This is a genomic window from Ferrovibrio sp. (assembly GCF_036381655.1).
In the GTDB taxonomy this organism is placed as follows: domain Bacteria; phylum Pseudomonadota; class Alphaproteobacteria; order Ferrovibrionales; family Ferrovibrionaceae; genus Ferrovibrio.
This window is the reverse complement of record NZ_DASVCJ010000012.1, coordinates 15,941-34,077: the sequence shown is the minus strand read 5'-3', so window position 1 is coordinate 34,077 and position 18,137 is coordinate 15,941. Positions and strand designations below refer to the sequence as shown.

At 63.1% G+C, this 18,137-nt stretch carries 13 protein-coding genes; 6 read left to right on the top strand and 7 right to left on the bottom strand.

What is annotated here, in order from left to right:
* Nucleotides 1-20: 20 nt before the first annotated feature.
* From pyrH to rpsB, 3 genes are all read right to left on the bottom strand, one after another.
* Nucleotides 21-737 carry a UMP kinase gene (gene pyrH, locus VF194_RS02620; protein WP_330887743.1) on the bottom strand — a complete coding sequence of 239 codons (717 nt, stop codon included), beginning with the start codon at nucleotides 735-737 and terminating at the stop codon, nucleotides 21-23.
* Between the two features lie 142 nt (nucleotides 738-879).
* The gene (tsf, locus tag VF194_RS02615; protein ID WP_330887741.1) at nucleotides 880-1,803 is read right to left on the bottom strand and encodes a translation elongation factor Ts; all 924 of its coding nucleotides are present in this window, start codon (nucleotides 1,801-1,803) and stop codon (nucleotides 880-882) included.
* Between the two features lie 109 nt (nucleotides 1,804-1,912).
* Nucleotides 1,913-2,707: a 30S ribosomal protein S2 gene (rpsB, locus tag VF194_RS02610; RefSeq protein WP_330887739.1), complete on the bottom strand. Its 795-nt coding sequence runs from the start codon at nucleotides 2,705-2,707 to the stop codon at nucleotides 1,913-1,915.
* A 254-nt stretch (nucleotides 2,708-2,961) separates the two neighbouring features.
* On the opposite strand from rpsB, the gene VF194_RS02605 reads away from it, so the two are divergent.
* The 5 genes from VF194_RS02605 (at nucleotide 2,962) to VF194_RS02585 (ending at nucleotide 9,155) form a co-directional block, all read left to right on the top strand.
* A complete protein-coding gene (locus VF194_RS02605; RefSeq protein ID WP_330887736.1) occupies nucleotides 2,962-4,275 on the top strand; it encodes a pentapeptide repeat-containing protein in 1,314 nt (437 codons plus the stop codon).
* Nucleotides 4,276-4,327: 52 nt separating this feature from the next.
* Entirely contained in the window at nucleotides 4,328-5,644 is a 1,317-nt protein-coding gene (locus VF194_RS02600; protein ID WP_330887734.1) for a pentapeptide repeat-containing protein, read from the top strand.
* A 135-nt stretch (nucleotides 5,645-5,779) separates the two neighbouring features.
* Nucleotides 5,780-6,874, top strand: a complete 1,095-nt coding sequence (locus VF194_RS02595; protein ID WP_330887732.1) for an HlyD family secretion protein — start codon at nucleotides 5,780-5,782, stop codon at nucleotides 6,872-6,874.
* A gap of 17 nt (nucleotides 6,875-6,891) precedes the next feature.
* On the top strand, nucleotides 6,892-8,523 hold the full coding sequence (locus VF194_RS02590) for a DHA2 family efflux MFS transporter permease subunit (protein ID WP_330887730.1): 1,632 nt from the start codon (nucleotides 6,892-6,894) through the stop codon (nucleotides 8,521-8,523).
* Nucleotides 8,520-9,155, top strand: coding sequence for a TetR/AcrR family transcriptional regulator (locus tag VF194_RS02585; protein ID WP_330887728.1), 636 nt, complete (start codon nucleotides 8,520-8,522; stop codon nucleotides 9,153-9,155). The genes VF194_RS02590 and VF194_RS02585 overlap by 4 nt, the downstream gene beginning before the upstream one ends.
* A 6-nt stretch (nucleotides 9,156-9,161) precedes the next feature.
* On the opposite strand, the gene pepN is transcribed toward VF194_RS02585, so the two are convergent.
* The 3 genes from pepN to VF194_RS02570 all read right to left on the bottom strand — a co-directional run bounded on the left by pepN (nucleotide 9,162) and on the right by VF194_RS02570 (nucleotide 16,308).
* Nucleotides 9,162-11,792 (bottom strand): aminopeptidase N, encoded by a 2,631-nt coding sequence (gene pepN / locus VF194_RS02580; protein ID WP_330887726.1) that lies wholly within the window; start codon nucleotides 11,790-11,792, stop codon nucleotides 9,162-9,164.
* An 11-nt stretch (nucleotides 11,793-11,803) separates the two neighbouring features.
* Entirely contained in the window at nucleotides 11,804-15,271 is a 3,468-nt protein-coding gene (gene dnaE, locus VF194_RS02575) for a DNA polymerase III subunit alpha (protein ID WP_330887724.1), read from the bottom strand.
* A gap of 590 nt (nucleotides 15,272-15,861) precedes the next feature.
* Nucleotides 15,862-16,308, bottom strand: coding sequence for a MarR family winged helix-turn-helix transcriptional regulator (locus VF194_RS02570; protein ID WP_330887722.1), 447 nt, complete (start codon nucleotides 16,306-16,308; stop codon nucleotides 15,862-15,864).
* An 82-nt stretch (nucleotides 16,309-16,390) separates the two neighbouring features.
* Between VF194_RS02570 and VF194_RS02565 the strand changes: the two genes are divergently transcribed.
* Nucleotides 16,391-17,143: a thioredoxin family protein gene (locus tag VF194_RS02565; protein WP_330887720.1), complete on the top strand. Its 753-nt coding sequence runs from the start codon at nucleotides 16,391-16,393 to the stop codon at nucleotides 17,141-17,143.
* Here VF194_RS02565 and VF194_RS02560 read toward each other — a convergent pair.
* Nucleotides 17,088-18,059: a LysR substrate-binding domain-containing protein gene (locus VF194_RS02560; protein WP_330887718.1), complete on the bottom strand. Its 972-nt coding sequence runs from the start codon at nucleotides 18,057-18,059 to the stop codon at nucleotides 17,088-17,090. The genes VF194_RS02565 and VF194_RS02560 overlap by 56 nt on opposite strands.
* Between the last annotated feature and the right edge of the window lie 78 nt (nucleotides 18,060-18,137).

Below are 18,137 nucleotides of genomic sequence, written 5' to 3'. Positions count from 1 at the left end.
ATAAATTGGCCAGCTGACGCTTACACATCCTGAATGATGGTGCAGCGGCCATCGCCGGCCAGCACTTTGGCGAAGCCACCCGGTTCGTGCAAGGAAAACACCAGAATCGGGATCTTGTTTTCCCTTGCCAGGCTGACCGCCGACGCATCCATCACCTTCAGGTCCCGCTGCAGGACGTCCATATAGGTTAACGTCTCATACCGGGTGGCCTGCGGATTCTTTTTCGGATCGTCGCTGTAGACGCCGTCCACCTGGGTACCCTTGAGCAGCGCATCGCAGCCCATTTCCGCCGCCCGCAGCGCTGCCGCCGTATCGGTGGTGAAGAACGGATTTCCCGTTCCGGCGGCGAAAATCACCACCCGGCCTTTTTCCAGATGGCGGATGGCGCGCCGGCGGATATACGGCTCGCAGACGGTGTCCATGCGGATGGCGGACATCACCCGGGTTGCGACGCCGTGCGACTCCAGAGCGTGCTGAACAGCCAAGGCATTTATGACGGTGGCCAGCATGCCCATGTAATCGGCCGACGCCCGCTGCATTCCGCGGGTTGCGCCGGCCACGCCCCGGAAGATGTTGCCGCCGCCAATGACCAGGCTGACCTGGGCGCCCAGGGCGTGAACCGATCTTACCTCGGCTGTAATGCGATCGACCGTTTCGAAATCGATCCCGTAAGGGGTCGGCCCCATCAGGGCTTCTCCCGAGCATTTCAGCAGAACGCGGCGATATTTGATGGCCATGAAATCCTCGGCGCAGCATGGCGCCGATCGGCATGGGACCGGCGCAACGATTCTGGTGGCGGAACTTATACCACGCCCAAGCCGTGCTTCATCATTTTGGACGTAGAAAGGGGGGCCGGAGCCCCCCCTCCTTTCGTCTTTTTTAGCCGGCCATCTTGGCGACTTCGGCGGCGAAATCGTCCGCCTTCTTGTCAATTCCCTCGCCCAGCTGGAAGCGGACGAAGCCGGTGATCTCGATGGGGGCGCCGGCGTCCTTGGCGGCCTTCTCGACCGCCTTGCCGACCGGCGTCTCGCCGTCGATCACGAAGGTCTGCTCGAGCAGGACGACTTCCTGATAGAACTTGCGGATACGTCCTTCTACCATCTTGGCGACGATCTCGGCCGGCTTGCCCGAGCCGGCAGCCTGTTCGGTCAGAACGGCGCGCTCACGCTCGACGGCTGCCTGGTCCAGGTCCTTGATGCTGGTCGACTGCGGATTGGCGGCAGCGACATGCATGGCCATCTGCTTGCCGAACTGCTCCAGCACCTCGCGCTTGCCGGTCGACTTCAGACCGACGAGAACGCCCAGCTTGCCAAGGCCTTCGGCCAAAGCACTGTGGACATAGGCGACGACGACACCGCCATCGACATTCAGCGTCTTGGCGCGGCGCAGGGTCATATTCTCGCCGATCGTGGCGATCGCCTGCGTCACCTCGTCCTTGACCGTACGGCCGGTATCCGGGAAAGGCGCAGCTTCCAGCTTGGCCAGGTCGTCTCCCGTCGTCAACGCCACATTGGCGATGCCGGCCGCGAGGGCCTGGAACTGCGGATTGCGAGCCACGAAGTCGGTTTCGGCATTCACCTCGACAATGGCGCCCTTGCCGCCCTTGACGGCGACCGCCACCAGCCCCTCGGCCGCCACGCGGCCCGCCTTCTTGGCCGCAGCCGAAAGGCCTTTCTTGCGCAGCCAATCGACAGCTGCATCCAGGTCGCCGCCGCTCTCCGCCAGCGCCTTCTTGCAATCCATCATGCCAGCGCCGGTCTTCTCGCGGAGCTCCTTCACCAGGGCCGCAGTGATCTCAGCCATGTTCGTCCCTTTCATTCAGCAAATCGTGAACCGGTCGTCATCCGGTCACGGAAACGGCTGCGGCGCCCCGTCGCAAAACGAGGGGGCGCCGCGACCAGGTTCATTCGGCTTAAGCCTGAGCCGCGGCTTCGCTGCCTTCCGCACCAGCCTCAGGCAGAGCTTCGGCCGGCATTTCCTCGGCGGCGCCGAGATCAGCCCCGCTGGCCGCAAGCTGCTCTTCGATACCGCCCAGGATGGCCAGAGAGAACAGGTCGCAGTACAGGTTGATCGCGCGCAGCGCGTCGTCATTGCCCGGCACCGGATAGGTGATACCCTGCGGGTCCGAATTGGAGTCCAGGATCGCCACGACCGGGATATTCAGCGTCCGGGCCTCGGCAATGGCGATGTCTTCCTTGACCGTATCGATCACGATCATGATGTCCGGAAGACCGCCCATATCCTTGATGCCGCCCAGCGCCCGATCGAGCTTCTCGCGCTCACGGGTGAGATTCAGCACTTCCTTCTTGGTCAGGCCAGCGGTGTTCTGCTCGGAGGACAGCAGCTCTTCCAGCTCCTTCAGCCGCTTGATCGACTGGGAAATCGTCTTCCAGTTGGTGAGCATGCCGCCGAGCCAGCGGTGATTGACATAGAACTGGCCGCATTTGCGAGCCGCCTCGGCAATCGCCTCGGAGGCCTGGCGCTTGGTACCGACGAACAGCACCCGGCCGCCGCCGGCCACGGTGTCGCGCACCGCCTGCAAGGCGCGATGCAGCAAAGGCACGCTCTGCTGCAAGTCGATGATATGGATATTGTTGCGCTCCCCATAGAGGAACGGCTTCATCTTCGGGTTCCACCGATGGGTCTGGTGGCCGAAATGGACGCCAGCCTCAATGAGCTGACGCATGGTAAATGTCGGCAGGGTCATCTCTCGATCCTTCTCCGGTTGGGCCGCCGCAGGCACGTCCGCCTCCTGGGAGGGTCGGACACCGGAACGCCGCCGAGGGATGTCTCCCCTGGGCTGCGTAAGCCTGCGTGTGGGTTTGAACGGGCGGCTTTTAGCGGGTTCCCCTTGAAAAGGCAAGCCTTCGTAAGACCTACCCTGTCCCCAGCGAGTACGCCCCCGCTGTACCCGGAATACGAGCACTGGCGTCCGGCCGGCTGCCGTGATCATATGCCGTTATGCCCAACGATACGGTAAGGCAACAGGAACTCGATCCGCTGCTGGTCAGCCAGGAACGCTTTGCCCGGGGCATGCGCGGCGGCAGCCGCCTCAATTTGCAGTTCCGCGACGCATCCGGGCTGAATTTCGCCAACCGGGACCTGCGCGAAGCCAATCTGGTCGGCGGCCGCTTCCGGGGCTGTATCTTCAAATTTGCCAAGCTGAGCGGCGCCAATTTCTATGGAGCGGATCTCGAGGGGGCCGACTTCGCCTCGGCGGATCTGGTCCGGGCCGACTTACGCGGTGCCATCCTGCGGGGTGCGAATCTGGAATTTGCCGACCTTTCCGGAGCCGATCTGCGCGACGGCCGCCTGCTCAAGCCCGATGAAACCGGCAATCTGGTGCCCATAGCCGTGGGCGGCGCCGTGACCGAAAAGGCGCAGATGACCCATTCCAAGCTGGTCGGCGCCAAACTGGGGCGCATCCTCAGTCAGCAGGCCGATCTCAGCCATGCCAATCTGGCCAATGCCAAGCTGGTCGATGCCGATCTGTCGAATTCCGATCTGCGGGGCGCCATTTTCGTCGGCGCCGACCTCACGAATACCAACCTGAGCGGATGCAGCCTTTCGGGTGCGGTGCTGGCCGGCTCATTGCTGAATGGCACCTGCTTCGATGGCGCGGATCTCGCCGGCGCATTTTTCCGCCAATCGGAAATGCGGGATGCCCGTCTGAACGGCGCCCTTCTGCCGAAGGCAATCGCCGATTTGGACCAGCCGCTGCAGATCATATTGCGCGAGCATCTTGCCTGGACGGATACTTTGGGTGCGAAAGGCCGGCGCGCCGATTTCAGCCGCATTGACATGTCCGGCGTGAAACTGCCGCTGATTGATCTGTCCGCCGCCCTGTTCGTACAGGCCACCCTGGTCGAGGCCGATTTCAGCGGCGCCTCGCTGACTATGACCGACTTCAGCGATGCCATGCTGCTGAACTCGAACTTCTCCGGCGCAGATTTGCGTGGTGTCAAATTTGCCGGTGCCAACCTGATCGGGACCAACTTCCGGGGGGCCAAATTGACGCCGATGCCGATCTCGTCCATGCAAAGCAAGCGGTGGCACGCCAATCTGGAGAACGCGAATTTAAGCCAGGCGAATCTTTCGGCCAGCCATCTGGAAGGCGCGAACTTCACCCGTTCGATTCTCATGGGCACGGATCTGCGCGACGCCAACCTGCGCGGAGCCTGTTTCCGTGGCGCCGATCTCTCCGGCGCCGACTTGCGCAATGCCGACTTTACCGGTGCCGATTTCACCAATGCCACCGGCGTGAACTTGTCGTGACCCAGGCTTTCTATGCTAGGGTAACGCCGTTGCCCGCAATCAAACCGCCCGCATGAACAATCCCATCAAAGTCATTGCCCAGTACGAGATCGACGAATTGTTCGAGGACCACGCCAATTACGTGCGCGGGGTGCGGGGCGGCAAGCGGATGGTGCTGCATTTCCGCGATGCATCGCGGCTGGATTTCAGTGGCAAGGATCTGAGCTCCGCCGATTTCGTCGGCAGCAAGATCAATTATGGCGATTTCAGTCATTCCATTCTGGCCGGTGCGTCATTCTTCGCTGCCGACCTTCAGGGCGCCGATTTTCGCCGCGCCGACCTGACCCAGGCGGACCTGCGCGGCGTCAACCTGCGCAACGCCAATCTGGAATCCGCCAATCTCACCAATGCCGATATCCGTGACGGCGTCCTGCTGCGGCCCGACGAGGACGGCAACCTGATCGCCGTGCTGAAACGGGCGACCTCGATAGACAATGCCAAAATGGCCGGCGCCAACCTGACATCGGCACGGCTCGGCAAGGTGATCGGCCGCAATACCGACCTCAGCAACTGCAATTTCTCCAACGCAAAGCTGAACGGCGCCGACCTGTCAGGCTCCAATCTGTCCGGCTGCCTGTTCACCGGCGCCGACCTGACCGGCTCCAACCTTTCCCATTGCGTGCTGCACGGCTCGGTGCTGGCGGGTGCCGTGCTCAATGAGACGAATTTCGACGGTGCCGACCTGACCGCGGCCTATTTCCGACCGATCGATCTGCGCGATACCGATCTGACCAAGGCGATCCTGCCGCGCAGCCTGGACAACCTGGATCGCTCCCTGCAATTCATCGTCCGCGAACATCTCACCTGGATCGACACCTTGGGCAAGCAGGGCATGCGCGTCGATTTCAGCCGCTACGACCTTTCCGATCTGAAGCTTACCAATATCAACTTCTCGGCCGGCGACTTCTCTTATGCGATCTTGCGCAACACCGATTTCTCCGGCTCGCGCTTCGTGCTGGCCGATCTGCGCGGCGCGATGATGCTGAACGCCAATTTCGCCACCTGCAACCTGCAGGGCGCCAAGTTCGACCGCGCGATCATGACCAATGCCGATTTCCGCGGCGCCCGGCTGTCCCCGGTCAGCATTGCCGGCGCCATTCACCGCAAGCAGGCGGCGAGCCTGCAGGAATGCAATCTGACGCAAATAAAGTTTCAGGGGGCCGACCTTGAGGGGGCGGTCTTCAACCGCTCCATTCTCACCCTCGCCGACCTGCGCAGCGCCAATCTGCGCAATTGCTCCTTTCTGGACGCCGACCTCACCAATGCCGATCTGCGGGGAGCCGACCTGGAAGGCGCCGACCTGCGTGGCGCCATCGGCGTGAAAATATAGCGGTTTTCCGCGATCTGCGTCGTGTTCGGACTGCCAACCCTGTGATTTCGATCACGGACTCTTCCTATTTCATGGACCCCGCCGTCCAATAATTCTATAGGTCATCGCGAAAATCCTGCCCCTTCGGGACATGCCATGACCAAGAAAAAAATCGTCTTCTCCGTTCTCGGCCTCCTGGCCTGTGCCGGCGCGGCATACGGCGCCTGGTATTGGTGGAGCTACGCCCGCTTCATCGTAAGCACCGACAATGCCTATGTCGGAGCGGATATCACGGTGATTGCCCCGAAAGTCACCGGCTATATCGACAGCGTGGCGGTCGACGACAATCAGCCGGTCAAGAGCGGCAGCATCCTCTTCGAAATCGATCCCAGCGACTACAAGGCCAAGGTCGCGCAGGCCGAGGCCGCCGTTGCCACCCGCCGCGCGGCGCTGGAGGTCATCGACCGCCAGATCGGCGCCCAGGAAGCCGCCATCGCCGAAGCCGAGGCCCAGTGGCGCAGTGCCCGGGCCGACCTGCTGCGCGCCGATGACGATTTGAAGCGCTATCGCCAGCTCGCCGCCGCCAATTTCGTTTCCAACCAGAAGCTGGACATGGCTTTGGCGGATCAGCGCAAGGCGAAAGCTGCGGTCGACCGGACGCTGGCGGCAACGACATTGCAAAAGAACCAGATCGCCGTGCTTCGTGCCAACCGCGAGCAGGCCGTCGCACAGGTTGCCCAGGCCGAAGCCGACCTGGCGTCGGCGAAACTTGACCTGGAGAATACCGTGGTCCGGGCGCCGGTGGACGGCGTGATCGGCAACCGCACCGGCCAGGTCGGCCAATACGTCAAGCCGGGCACGCAGATCATGGTCATCGTGCCGGTCGACGATCTTTATGTCGTGGCCAATTTCAAGGAAACCCAGTTGCGCGACATGAAGCAAGGCCAGTTGGCGGAATTGCATGTCGATGCGTTTCCCAACCACGTGCTGCGTGGCCGGATCGAAAGCTTTGCACCGGCCAGCGGCGCCAAATTCAGCCTGCTGCCGCCGGACAATGCGACCGGCAACTTCACCAAGATCGTGCAGCGTGTTCCGGTGAAGCTGCGCATCGACCGCGCCGACAATGCCGGCCCGCTGCCGATGCTGGTTCCCGGCATGTCGGTGGTGGTGGATGTCGACTTGCGCAGTCCGGGTACGGCCGTTGCCTGGCCGAGTTCCTCGCGCAACACAGCCACGGCGAGCCGTTCATAAAGGCGGGGGATTCCGCAATGGCCGATGCCGCAATCCGCGTGGACGAGGCGCTGCCGACCGAGCCGGCACCGGCGCCCAGGCCGCAGCCGGCTCCGCAGGCGATGCCGACTCCGGTTCTTACGAAGGGCCTGCTGTTCGGCTATTTCGCCATGGTCTTCGGCATGTTCATGGCGATCCTCGATATCCAGATCGTGTCGTCCTCACTGTCGGAGATTCAGGCCGGCCTGAGCGTTTCGGCGGACGAGATCGCCTGGGTTCAGACCTCCTACCTGATCGCCGAAGTGATCATGATCCCGTTCAGCGGCTACCTCTCGCGGCTGCTGTCGACGCGCGTGCTCTTCGTCATCTCCGCCGCCAGCTTCACATTGGCCAGCGTCGGCTGCGCGATGTCCAGCAGCCTCGACAGCATGATCGTGATGCGGGCGCTGCAGGGCTTTCTCGGCGGCGCCATGATCCCGACCGTGTTCGCCAGCACCTATATGATCTTCCCGCGCGAGAAGATGGCCAGTGCAACGGTGATCATCGGCCTGGTTGCGACTCTGGCGCCGACGGTCGGCCCGACCCTGGGCGGGTATCTCACCCAGCTCATGTCCTGGCATTGGCTGTTCCTGGTCAATGTCATCCCCGGCATCTTCGTCTGCCTCACCGTCGGCGCCCTGGTCGATATCGACAAGCCGAATTATGCGCTGTTCAAGGGGTTCGACTATGTCGGCCTGGGAGCGCTGGCGCTGTTCCTCGGCAGCCTGGAATATGTGCTGGAAGAAGGCACCCGCAATGACTGGTTCAACGACGAAACCATCCGGAATTTCGCCATCGCAACCGCAATCGGCGCCGTCCTGTTCTTCTGGCGCAGTTTCACGTCGAAGAATCCGATCGTCGACCTGAAGGCGTTCCGGAACCGCAATTTTGCCACCGGCTGCCTGTTCAGCCTGACATTGGGCATCGGCCTCTACGGTCTGGTTTACCTACTCCCCCTATTCCTGGCGCGCGTGCGCGGCCTGAACAGTCTGCAGATCGGCGAGATCATGTTTGTCACCGGCATGACGCAGTTTCTGACCGCCCCTGCTGCCGGCATCCTCGCCCGCAAGGTCGACCCCCGGCCGGTACTGGCTTTCGGCTTCGCCCTGCTCGCCGCCTCCACCTGGTCGATGACCCGACTGACCGGCGACTGGCAGTTCGATGAGCTGCTCTGGCCGCAGATCATGCGCGGCGCGGCGCTGATGTTCGCAATCGTGCCGATCAACGTCATCGCGCTTGGCACGCTGCCGCCAAATGAATTGAAGAACGCCAGCGGATTGTACAATCTTACGCGCAATCTCGGCGGCGCCTTCGGTCTGGCCGGCATCAACACGGTGATGACCGACCGGACGGCGTTTCACTGGAACCGCCTGGTCGACTCGATCAACCCGGGCCGCTGGGAAGTTCAGCAATACATGGACCAGATCGCCGGTATGTTCGGCGACAGGCTGCCTGCCGAGCCGATGCAGGTCGCCATCAAGATGCTTGGCAACAAGGTCCAGGGGCAAGCTTACATCATGAGCTTCATCGATGTATTTTTCATCCTGAGCCTGATCTTCGCTGCCGCCGCCCTTGCCGTCGCATTCGCACAGCGGCCCAAGCAGCAGCAGGCCGGTGGAGGTGGACATTGAAGGCACACGCTGTCGATACCACACGCCGGGGCCGGCCGGCCGATCCCGCCAAGCGCACCGCCATTCTCGAGACGGCGCTTCGGCTGTTCTTGAAACATGGCTATGGCGTCGGACTGGATGTCATCGCCGCCGAAGCCGGCGTATCGCGCCAAACGATCTATAACCTGTTTTCCTCCAAGGACGATCTGTTCGCCGCCATCGTGCAGGAAAGTTCGAATCAGATCACCGAGGCCCTGGCCGAACTGGCGCCGGATGCCCAGCCGCGCCAGGTGTTGTCCACGCTGGGAGAAAGCTTCCTGGCCAAGATCACCTCCGAACGCACGGTCGCCTTCCAGCGCCTGCTGGCATCTTCGACGGCCAACTTCCCCACCCTGGGCCCGACCTTCTACGCCAATGGCCCGGGTCGCGGCATCGCGCGCCTTGCTGCCTATCTGGATCGGGAGACCGTGGCCGGCCGGCTGGCGATCACCGATCCGGTTCTGGCAGCCGAGCAGTTCTTCGGCATGCTGGTCGGCCACCGGGCCATGCGACGGCTGCTGCGCATGGACGGCGAAATGCCCCAGGCCGAGATCAAGCGGCGCGTCGAAAGCGCCGTAACGGCGTTCCTGCGCGCCTACACGGCTGAAGAATAGGCTCCGTCAGCGGCCGAGCGATTTCGACGCGATCTCGTAGACATCGCGCGAAAGCTTCGGCGCCGCCAGAATCCGCTCCAGCTCCCGCCTCATCAGTTCCTGCCGGCGGCTGTCGAACCGCCGCCAGCGCCCCAATGGCGCCAGCAGACGGGCGGCCACCTGGGGATTGATCGGATCAAGCTCCAGGATGCGGTCGGCATGAAATGAATATCCGGAGCCATCCGCAGCGTGGTAGCGGAGCGCATTGGCGGTGAAGCTGCCGACCAACGCCCGCACCTTGTTCGGTTTCTGCATCGAGAAAGCCGGGTGGCGCAGCAGCTCCTTCATCCGCGCCAGCGTATCCGGCAGGGACGATACCGCCTGCAAGGCCAGCCATTTGTCGAGCACCAGGGCGTCGCCGCGGAAGCGCCGGTAAAAATCATCCAAGGCCTGCTGCCGCTCCGGCCCGGCAAGATCGACCAGCAGACGCAGCGCCGCCATGCGGTCGGTCATGTTATCCGCCTGGGCATATTGCGCCGCAATCTGCCGGCGCACACCGCTATCTTCGTCGGCCAGCGTCGAGAGATATGCCAGGGCGGCATTCTTCAGGGCCCGCTGGCCGGCCTGAGCGGCATCGGGGCTGAACGGCTGGCGGCTATGGTCGCTCTCGTAAATCCGCTGCAGATCGTCCCGATATGCTGCCGCGATCCGCTTCCGCAGGGCCTCCCGCGCCGCGTGGATGGCATCGACATCGATCACGGCCATGCGCTCGGCAACGTAATCCTCGTCCGGCAACATGATCGCCTCGGCGGCAAAAGCCTTGTCGAGGGTCTCATCGCGCAGGATCCGGCCGATGGCATCGATGAAGGCCGGATCGAAGGCAACCTGCTTCCCCGCCTGGATCGCGGAAACGCCGTTGAGCAGCAGTTCGGTGGCGTATTGCTGGCCCGCTTCCCAGCGCGCAAAGGGATCGGAATCATGCGCCATCAGGAAGGCGCGCTCCGCACCGCCTTGAGCGATCTTCACGTTCACCGGGGCGGAGAAGCCGCGGTTGACCGACAAAGCCCTGGGTTCCGGGATATTGGCGAAGCAGAAGGTCTGCCGCGCCAGCTTCACCGGAAGGACCACACCCGCTTGCGCGGGAGCATCGCCCAAGGTCAGCGGGATGTCCTGGCCTTGCGCGTCCAGCAATCCGACCGCCAGCGGAATATTCATCGGTGCCTTGTCGGGTTGTCCCGGCGTCGGCGGACAGCTTTGCGCGACCGTCAGTTCATACGTGCCGGTACCGGCATCGTAGCGGCCTTCGACCTCGATCTGCGGCGTGCCGGCCTGGCTGTACCAGAGCTTGAATTGGGAAAGGTCGGCGCCATTGGCATCGGCCATCGCGGCGACGAAATCGTCGCAGGTGGCTGCTTCACCGTCATGGCGCTCGACATAGAGCTTCATCCCCTTCTGGAAGCCCTCCTCGCCGAGGATCGTCCGCAGCATGCCGATCACCTCGGCGCCCTTCTCATAGACGGTGGCGGTATAGAAATTGTTGATCTCGATATACGAGTCCGGCCGCACCGGATGCGCCAGGGGACCGGCATCTTCCGGGAATTGCCGCGCGCGCAGCATGCGCACATCCTTGATGCGCTTGACCGGCCGCGAGCGCATGTCGGAGGAGAATTCCTGATCGCGGAAAACCGTCAGCCCTTCCTTGAGACTGAGCTGGAACCAGTCGCGGCAGGTAATGCGATTGCCCGTCCAGTTGTGGAAATATTCATGCGCCACGACCGTCTCAATGCCGGCATAGTCGCCGTCAGTGGCGGTCTCGGGGTCGGCCAGGATGAATTTGTCGTTGAAGATATTGAGACTCTTGTTCTCCATCGCGCCCATATTGAAATCGCTGACGGCGACGATGTTGAACAGGTCGAGATCGTATTCCAGGCCGAACCGCTCCTCGTCCCAGCGCATGGCGCGCTTGAGCGAGTCCATTGCATAGCCGGTGCGGCCTTCCTTGCCATGCTCGACGAAGATGCGCAGGCGCACCTTGCGGCCGCTGCGGGTAACAAACACATCCTCATTGCAGGCGAGATCGCCGGCAACGAGCGCGAAGAGATAGCTCGGCTTCGGGAATGGATCGTGCCAGATCGCGTAATGCCGGCCGCCCTCGAGCGCGCCTTCCTCCACCAGATTGCCGTTCGACAGCAGCACCGGGTAGGCGGCCTTGTCGGCGCGGATCATGGTCCGGTAGACGGCCATGACGTCCGGGCGATCGAGGAAATACGTGATGCGGCGGAAGCCTTCCGCCTCGCACTGGGTGCAGAAATTGCCGCTCGACTGATAGAGGCCGGAGAGCTGCGTGTTGCCGGCAGGGTTGATCTTCGTTTCGATTTCCAGCGTAAAGGCCGGCGGCGGATTGACGATCGTCAGGCTTTTGTCGTCGAGGCTGTATTCGCCTTTTTCCAGCGGCCGGCCGTCGAGCCTGAGCGAGACCAGCTCCAGATCCTCGCCATCCAACACCAAAGGCCTGGAATTGTCGCTTGCCGTGATCTTCAGCCGGGACTTGACCAGAGTGGCCGATGGCTGCAGGTCGAAATCGAGATCGACCGTCTCGATCCGGTAATCAGGCGCGCGGTAATCCTTGCGGTAGATCGCCCTGGGCTGTTCCGACATCGCAATACCCGTCAAATGTCATAAACCTCGACGACGCCCGGCAGAACGCGGATCTGATGCCGCACCGTCGGATTGATCGCGTAGCCCATCGGCAGCTTGATATCGGCCTCGATGCCGCCGGGCACGCCCGGTTCCTCCAGCTTGAGCCCCAGCAGCACCTGGCCGCGGCCCTTGCCGGCCTTGTCGAGCAAAACCCGGATCTGCTCGAATGAGCGGTCATTCTCGACCAGGATCTTGATGCCGGCCGCCGCGCGCGCCGCGACATCGTCGAGCTTTTCCACCTTCTGCGCGCTCAGCCGCGGCTGCTCGCCATCGGCACGCGCCGAAAGAGTCCAGACGACGTTGGTGCCGGCCTCGAGCAGGTCGCGATGCTGCGCCAGCACTTCCGAGAACAGCATCACCTCGTACATGCCGGAAGCATCCGAGCATTGCACGAAAGCGAAGCGGTTGCCGGTTTTCTGCGAGGTGCGCTCCTGTTTGGAGATCACCGTGCCGGCAAGCTTGAAAATCTGCTCGCCGGAATGGAGCTGTTTCAGCATCTCGCTGTAGCGCTTCACGCCGACGCGGTTCAACGTGGCCTGGTAGGCATCCAGCGGATGGGCCGAAAGGTAGAAGCCGATCGCCTCGAATTCCTTGGCAAGCTGCTCCATCGGCGTCCAAATCTCGCCCTCGGGCAATTTGGGCAGCCGTTCTTCCGTCCTGCCGCCGCCGAATAGCGAAACCTGGTTCGAGCCGCGCTCCTCCGCCTTGGTCTGGGAATAGCGGATCAGGGTTTCCAGGCTGGCCATGACCTTGGCGCGGCTCTTCTCCAGACCGTCGAAGGCCCCCGCCTTGGCGATATTCTCCAGCATGCGCTTGTTGAGCGCCGTCGGATCGACCCGGCCGGCGAAATCGAACAGCGATTTGAAAGTTCCGCCCTTCTCGCGCTCGGCCACGATCTGCCCCATCGGTGCGGCGCCGACATTGCGCACCGCCGCCAAGGCATAACGGATCGCGCCCTTCCCGGCGGCGTCGTATTCCACCGAGAATTCGACATCCGATCTGTTGATGTCCGGCGGCAGCAAGGCGATGCCCTGACGGGCGCATTCCTGGCGGAAGACGTTCAGCTTGTCGGTATTGGAGATGTCGAGCGTCATCGAAGCGGCGATGAACTCGACCGGATAATTGGCTTTCAGATACGCGGTCTGCCAGGCGACCAGCGCGTAGGCCGCCGCGTGGCTCTTGTTGAAGCCGTAGCCGGCGAATTTCTCGACCAGTTCGAAGATGAAGGCGGCCTGTTTGGGATCGACCCCCTTTTCCCTGGCGCCCGAGATGAAGCGCTCCTTCTGCGCATCCATCTCGGCCTTGATCTTCTTGCCCATGGCGCGGCGCAACAGGTCCGCTTCGCCGAGCGAATAGCCGGCCAGGATCTTGGCGATCTCCATCACCTGTTCCTGGTAGATGATGACGCCGTATGTCTCTTCCAGCACCGGCTTCAGCCATTCATGCAGATAGTCGGGCTTCTCCCTGCCGTGCTTGCGGGCGATGTAGGTCGGGATATTCTCCATCGGGCCCGGGCGATACAGCGCCACAAGGGCGATCAGGTCCTCGAAGGCGTCCGGCTTCATGTTGCGCAGCATGTCGCGCATGCCGCTGCCTTCGAACTGGAACACGCCCACCGCATCGCCGCGTCCGAGCAGGTCGAATGTCGGCTGGTCGCTCAGCGGTATCGTCGCCAGATCGATATCGACGCCCTTCTTGCGGATCAGCTCGACCGCCTTTTCCAGCACGTCGAGCGTCTTCAGGCCGAGGAAGTCGAATTTCACCAGGCCGGCGGCCTCGGCGTATTTCATCGAGAATTGCGTCGCCGGCATGGAGGCATGCGGATCGCGGTAAAGCGGCACCAGCTCGACCAGCGGCCGGTCGCCGATCACGACGCCGGCTGCATGGGTCGAGGCGTTGCGGTACAGCCCTTCCAGCTTCAGCGCGATGTCCATCATGCGGGCCACCGCCTCATCGCGGTCGCGTTCCTCCCGCAGACGCACCTCTTCCTTGATCGCCTGGCCCAGCGAAATCGGATTGGCCGGGTTGTTCGGCACCAGCTTGCAGATGCGGTCGACCTGGCCCAGCGGAAGCTGCAGCACGCGGCCTACGTCGCGCAGCGCCGCGCGCGCCTGCAGCTTACCGAAGGTGATGATCTGGGCGACATTGCTGGCGCCGTATTTCTCCTGCACGTAATGAATGACGCGGTCGCGCCGTTCCTGGCAGAAATCGACGTCGAAGTCGGGCATCGAGACGCGTTCCGGATTGAGGAAGCGCTCGAACAGCAGGCCGAAACGCAACGGGTCGAGATCGGTGATGGTCAGCGCCCAGGCGACCAGCGAGCCCGCGCCCGAGCCGCGGCCCGGTCCGACGGCGACGCCGTTGCGCTTGGCCCACTGGATGAAGTCGGCCACGATCAGGAAATAGCCGGGAAACTTCATCTTGATGATCGTTTCGCATTCGAAATCGAGCCGGTCGTAATACGGCTTGGCCGCCTCGCCGCTCACCCCGATCTGCTGCAACCGCCTTTCCAGCCCTTCTCGCGCCATGCGGCGCAGGGTGTCGGCCTCGGATTCCCCGGTGCCGTCGCCGAAGTTCGGCAGGATCGGCTTGCGCTCGTCGGCCTTGACGGCGCAGCGCTTGGCGATCACCAGCGTATTGTCGATCGCCTCCGGCAGGTCGGCGAACAGCACCCGCATCTCCTCGGCCGATTTGAAGCGATGTTCGGGGGTGACGCGGCGGCGATTCTGTTCGCCCACGTAAGTTCCCTCGGCGATGCAAAGCAGCGCGTCATGCGCCTCGTACATGCTCTCGTCGGGGAAGTAGCAGTCGTTGGTGGCCACCAGCGGCAGGTCGAGCGCGTAAGCCAGATCCAGCAGACCGGGCTCGGTCTTCGCTTCCAGGGCCCAGCCATGCCGCTGCAGTTCGACATAGAGCCGGCCCGGGAAGATCGCGGCCAGCTTCTCGATCTGCTCGCGCGCGGCGTCGGTCTGCCCTTCCGCCAGCAGCCGCGCAATCGGCCCCTGCGGGCCGCCGGTGAGGCAGATCAGCCCGGCATTCAGCGCCGCCAGATCGGCCCATTGCACCTGCGCCGCCTCGCCCTGCGGCGGCTCCAGATAGGCCTTGGTGGAGAGCTTCATCAGGTTGGCATAGCCGGTGGCATCCTGGGCCAGCAGGACGATGCGGTCGGGATCGGGCTTGCGGGCATTCTTGCTCAGCACCGCCTGGGCATCGGCCCGCGCCAGGTTGAGCTGGCAGCCGATGATCGGCTGGATGCCCTTGCCGGCCATCTCCTTGGAGAATTCCAGGGCACCGAACAGGTTGTTGGTATCGGTGATCGCCACCGCCGGCATGCGGTTCTGCAGACACAGCTCGGCCAGCTTGCCGATGCGGATCGCCCCCTCCGTCAGGGAGTAGGCGGTATGGACGCGGAGATGGACAAAATCGGCGTGGCTCATGGAGGCGTTTTCGATTCCCGTTCACCTTTTACGATAGCCGACCTAGGGGCCGCAGACCAGAACGGACGCGCGCCGAATCCCACCAGAGGCGTAGCGGATTCACGTTGATTCACAATATCTTGTGGATAAGTCCGGAACTCCGTCGACGACTTCGAGAACGCCTGCGGACGAATCCCAGATGCTGGCGAACGAAGCGGAAAACCCGTCTAGGCCTTGGGCATGCTGCCCATTCTACTGCGTGGCGCGTGGAATGATTGCAAGGCTGTCAATGCAACTGAGAGGACCGTTGCAGCCCGTTTCTCACCGCCGCGGACCGTTGCTGACCATTCCGGACCGCCTGGAACCGCTGCGGCCCATACCAGACCGCCGAAGCCCGCCCGGAACCGCTGCGGCCCCCTGCCGACCGCGGAGGTGCCCCATTTCCCGGCGGCAGCCGCAGCGACGCCTTCGAGGAATATAAGGCGAACATCCGTCCGGACAAGAGGCTGCGCCGCCGTCGAGACTCTGTCGATAAAGATTACCGGGCGTCCATGCTGGCTCGCTGGCCCAGCGGTCCGGATGGAAAGCGGGCTGTGAAACCGGTTGCCCGGTCAGGACAATGCGGTGAGATCGGCGCGCAACTGGTCGAGATTGTCGTTGCCGACCAGCTTGCCGATCTCGCTATGGGTCTTCTTCCAGATCGGCAGCGCCTTCACCAGCAACCGCCGCCCCTGGGCGGTCAGCATCAGCCGGCGGCTGCGCTTGTCCGCAGGGTCTACCGTCACTTCGACAAGGCCGCGCCGCTCCAGCGGTTTCAGATTGGCGGTGAGCGTCGTGCGGTCCATCGCCAGCAGACTTGCCACGGCGCCGATATTTGCCGGCTCGGGCCGGTTCAGCGACATCAGCAAGGAAAACTGCCCGTTGGTCAGATCCAGCGGCCGCAAGGCGTCGTCAAAGCGCCGCGCGAGCGCCCGTGCCGCCCGCTGCACATGCATGCAGACGCAGGTGTCGCGCACCATGTGGGTGATTTCGTAGGGCAGCTCATTCGGCTTTGACATGGCGATATTATGTTGATATCAACTTTTTGTGTCAACCACGGCAACCCGGTGCCGCATGCAACGCCGCCCGGAGGAGCGCCCCATGCAACCGCCCCCCATACAACCGCCCCCCATACAACCGCACCGCATCGTCTCCCGCGAGGACTGGATCGCCGCCCGCAAGGATTTGCTGGCCAGGGAAAAGGAACTCACCCGGCTGCAGGACCAGGTGAACGAAGCCCGTCGCGCCCTGCCCTGGGTCACGGTCGACAAGAATTACATCTTCGACACGCCCCAGGGCCGCAAAATCCTGGCCGAGCTGTTCGGCGGCCGCAGCCAGCTTTTCGTCTATCATTTCATGTTCGCGCCGGACTGGAAGCAGGGCTGCCTCGGCTGCTCGTTCTTCGCCGACCATATCGACGGGCCCAACCAGCATCTTGCCCATCACGACCTCACGGTGATCGCCGTTTCACGCGCGCCGCTTGAGAAGATCCAAGCCTACAAGAAGCGCATGGGCTGGAAATTCACCTGGGTTTCTTCCGCGCACAGCGACTTCAACTATGATTTCAACGTCTCGTTCCGCAAAGAAGACCTGGCCAAGGGCAAGGTCTGTTACAACTACGACATGATCGAGACCACGATGGAGGACCTGCCTGGCGCCAGCGTCTTCTACAAGGACGAATCCGGCACGATCTATCATACCTACTCCGCCTTCGGCCGCGGCGACGAACGCGGGCTCGGCGCCTACATGTTCCTCGACATGACGCCGAAGGGGCGCAACGAAACCAGGAACGGCAATCTCACCGATTGGGTGAAACGTCACGACGAGTATGCGCGGGAGGCTGTGAAGGCCTAGAGGCGCTGCTGGTCTCGGCGTCGAGCCGGGCGAGGTCTGCGCGCAAGTGTTCGACGGCGTAATCGACGAAAGCGCGCAGCCGCGCCGAAGGCCGCCGGCCTTCCATCTGCATGATATGCACCGGCGCCGGAGGGGGCTCGTAATCGGCAAGGACGATCTTGATCCGCCCGGCACGCAGTTCCGCTGCGATCTGATAGGACAACAGCCGGGTCAGCCCCCTGCCCTCGAGCGCGGCGGCGATGGCGATATCCGAGGAATTCACCATGAGCTGCGCCGAGGGCGCGATGCGCGAGCCGCCGCGCCCGCCGAAGCCCCAGTCGCGCAGGTTGGCCAGCGGCGAGGTGAAGACCGCGCGATGATGGACGAGATCGGCCGGGGTTTCCGGCTCGCCGTGCCGTGCCAGATAATCGGGCGAGGCGCAAATCACGCGCCGCACATGACCGACCTTGACCGCCTGCTGCGATGAATCGGCCAGATGCGCGATGCGCACGGCGACGTCGAAGCCCTCCTCCATCAGGTCGACGACACGATCCAGCAGCACCAGCCGCGCCGTGACCTCCGGGAAGCGATCCAGGAAACCGAGCAGCATCGGCGCGACATGCAGACGGCCGAACATGACCGGCGCCGTCATCGCGATCTGGCCGCGCGGCTCGGCCTGCACGCCGGCTGCGGTGGCTTCGGCCTCGTCGATTTCCAGCAGGATGCGGCGGCAATCGGCCAGATAGCGCTGCCCTGCCTCGGTCAACCGGACGCTGCGCGTCGTACGCAGCAGCAGGCGCGCGCCGATCCGCTCCTCCAAAGCCGCAACCGCCCGCGTCACCGCCGGCGGCGACGAAGCCAGTTGCCGGGCGGCGGCGGCAAAGCCTTCCGCCTCGGCCACGGCAACGAAAATGCGCATCGCGGCAAGCTGATCCATAGATTATTCCATATATCGAAATAATACCTTGTCAACTGCGGGTATTAAACTTAACGAATGAAACGGGCATCTTTGGCG

Excerpts from the sequence above, each read along its gene's own strand:
- VF194_RS02600 (WP_330887734.1), top strand. The coding sequence starts at position 4,328 with ATGAACAATCCCATCAAAGTCATTGCCCAGTACGAGATCGACGAATTG.
- dnaE (WP_330887724.1), bottom strand. The coding sequence starts at position 15,271 with ATGAGCCACGCCGATTTTGTCCATCTCCGCGTCCATACCGCCTACTCC.
- VF194_RS02570 (WP_330887722.1), bottom strand. The coding sequence starts at position 16,308 with ATGTCAAAGCCGAATGAGCTGCCCTACGAAATCACCCACATGGTGCGC.
- VF194_RS02590 (WP_330887730.1), top strand. The coding sequence starts at position 6,892 with ATGGCCGATGCCGCAATCCGCGTGGACGAGGCGCTGCCGACCGAGCCG.
- pepN (WP_330887726.1), bottom strand. The coding sequence starts at position 11,792 with ATGTCGGAACAGCCCAGGGCGATCTACCGCAAGGATTACCGCGCGCCT.
- VF194_RS02565 (WP_330887720.1), top strand. The coding sequence starts at position 16,391 with ATGCAACCGCCCCCCATACAACCGCCCCCCATACAACCGCACCGCATC.
- VF194_RS02605 (WP_330887736.1), top strand. The coding sequence starts at position 2,962 with ATGCCCAACGATACGGTAAGGCAACAGGAACTCGATCCGCTGCTGGTC.
- tsf (WP_330887741.1), bottom strand. The coding sequence starts at position 1,803 with ATGGCTGAGATCACTGCGGCCCTGGTGAAGGAGCTCCGCGAGAAGACC.
- rpsB (WP_330887739.1), bottom strand. The coding sequence starts at position 2,707 with ATGACCCTGCCGACATTTACCATGCGTCAGCTCATTGAGGCTGGCGTC.
- VF194_RS02560 (WP_330887718.1), bottom strand. The coding sequence starts at position 18,059 with ATGGATCAGCTTGCCGCGATGCGCATTTTCGTTGCCGTGGCCGAGGCG.
- VF194_RS02595 (WP_330887732.1), top strand. The coding sequence starts at position 5,780 with ATGACCAAGAAAAAAATCGTCTTCTCCGTTCTCGGCCTCCTGGCCTGT.
- pyrH (WP_330887743.1), bottom strand. The coding sequence starts at position 737 with ATGGCCATCAAATATCGCCGCGTTCTGCTGAAATGCTCGGGAGAAGCC.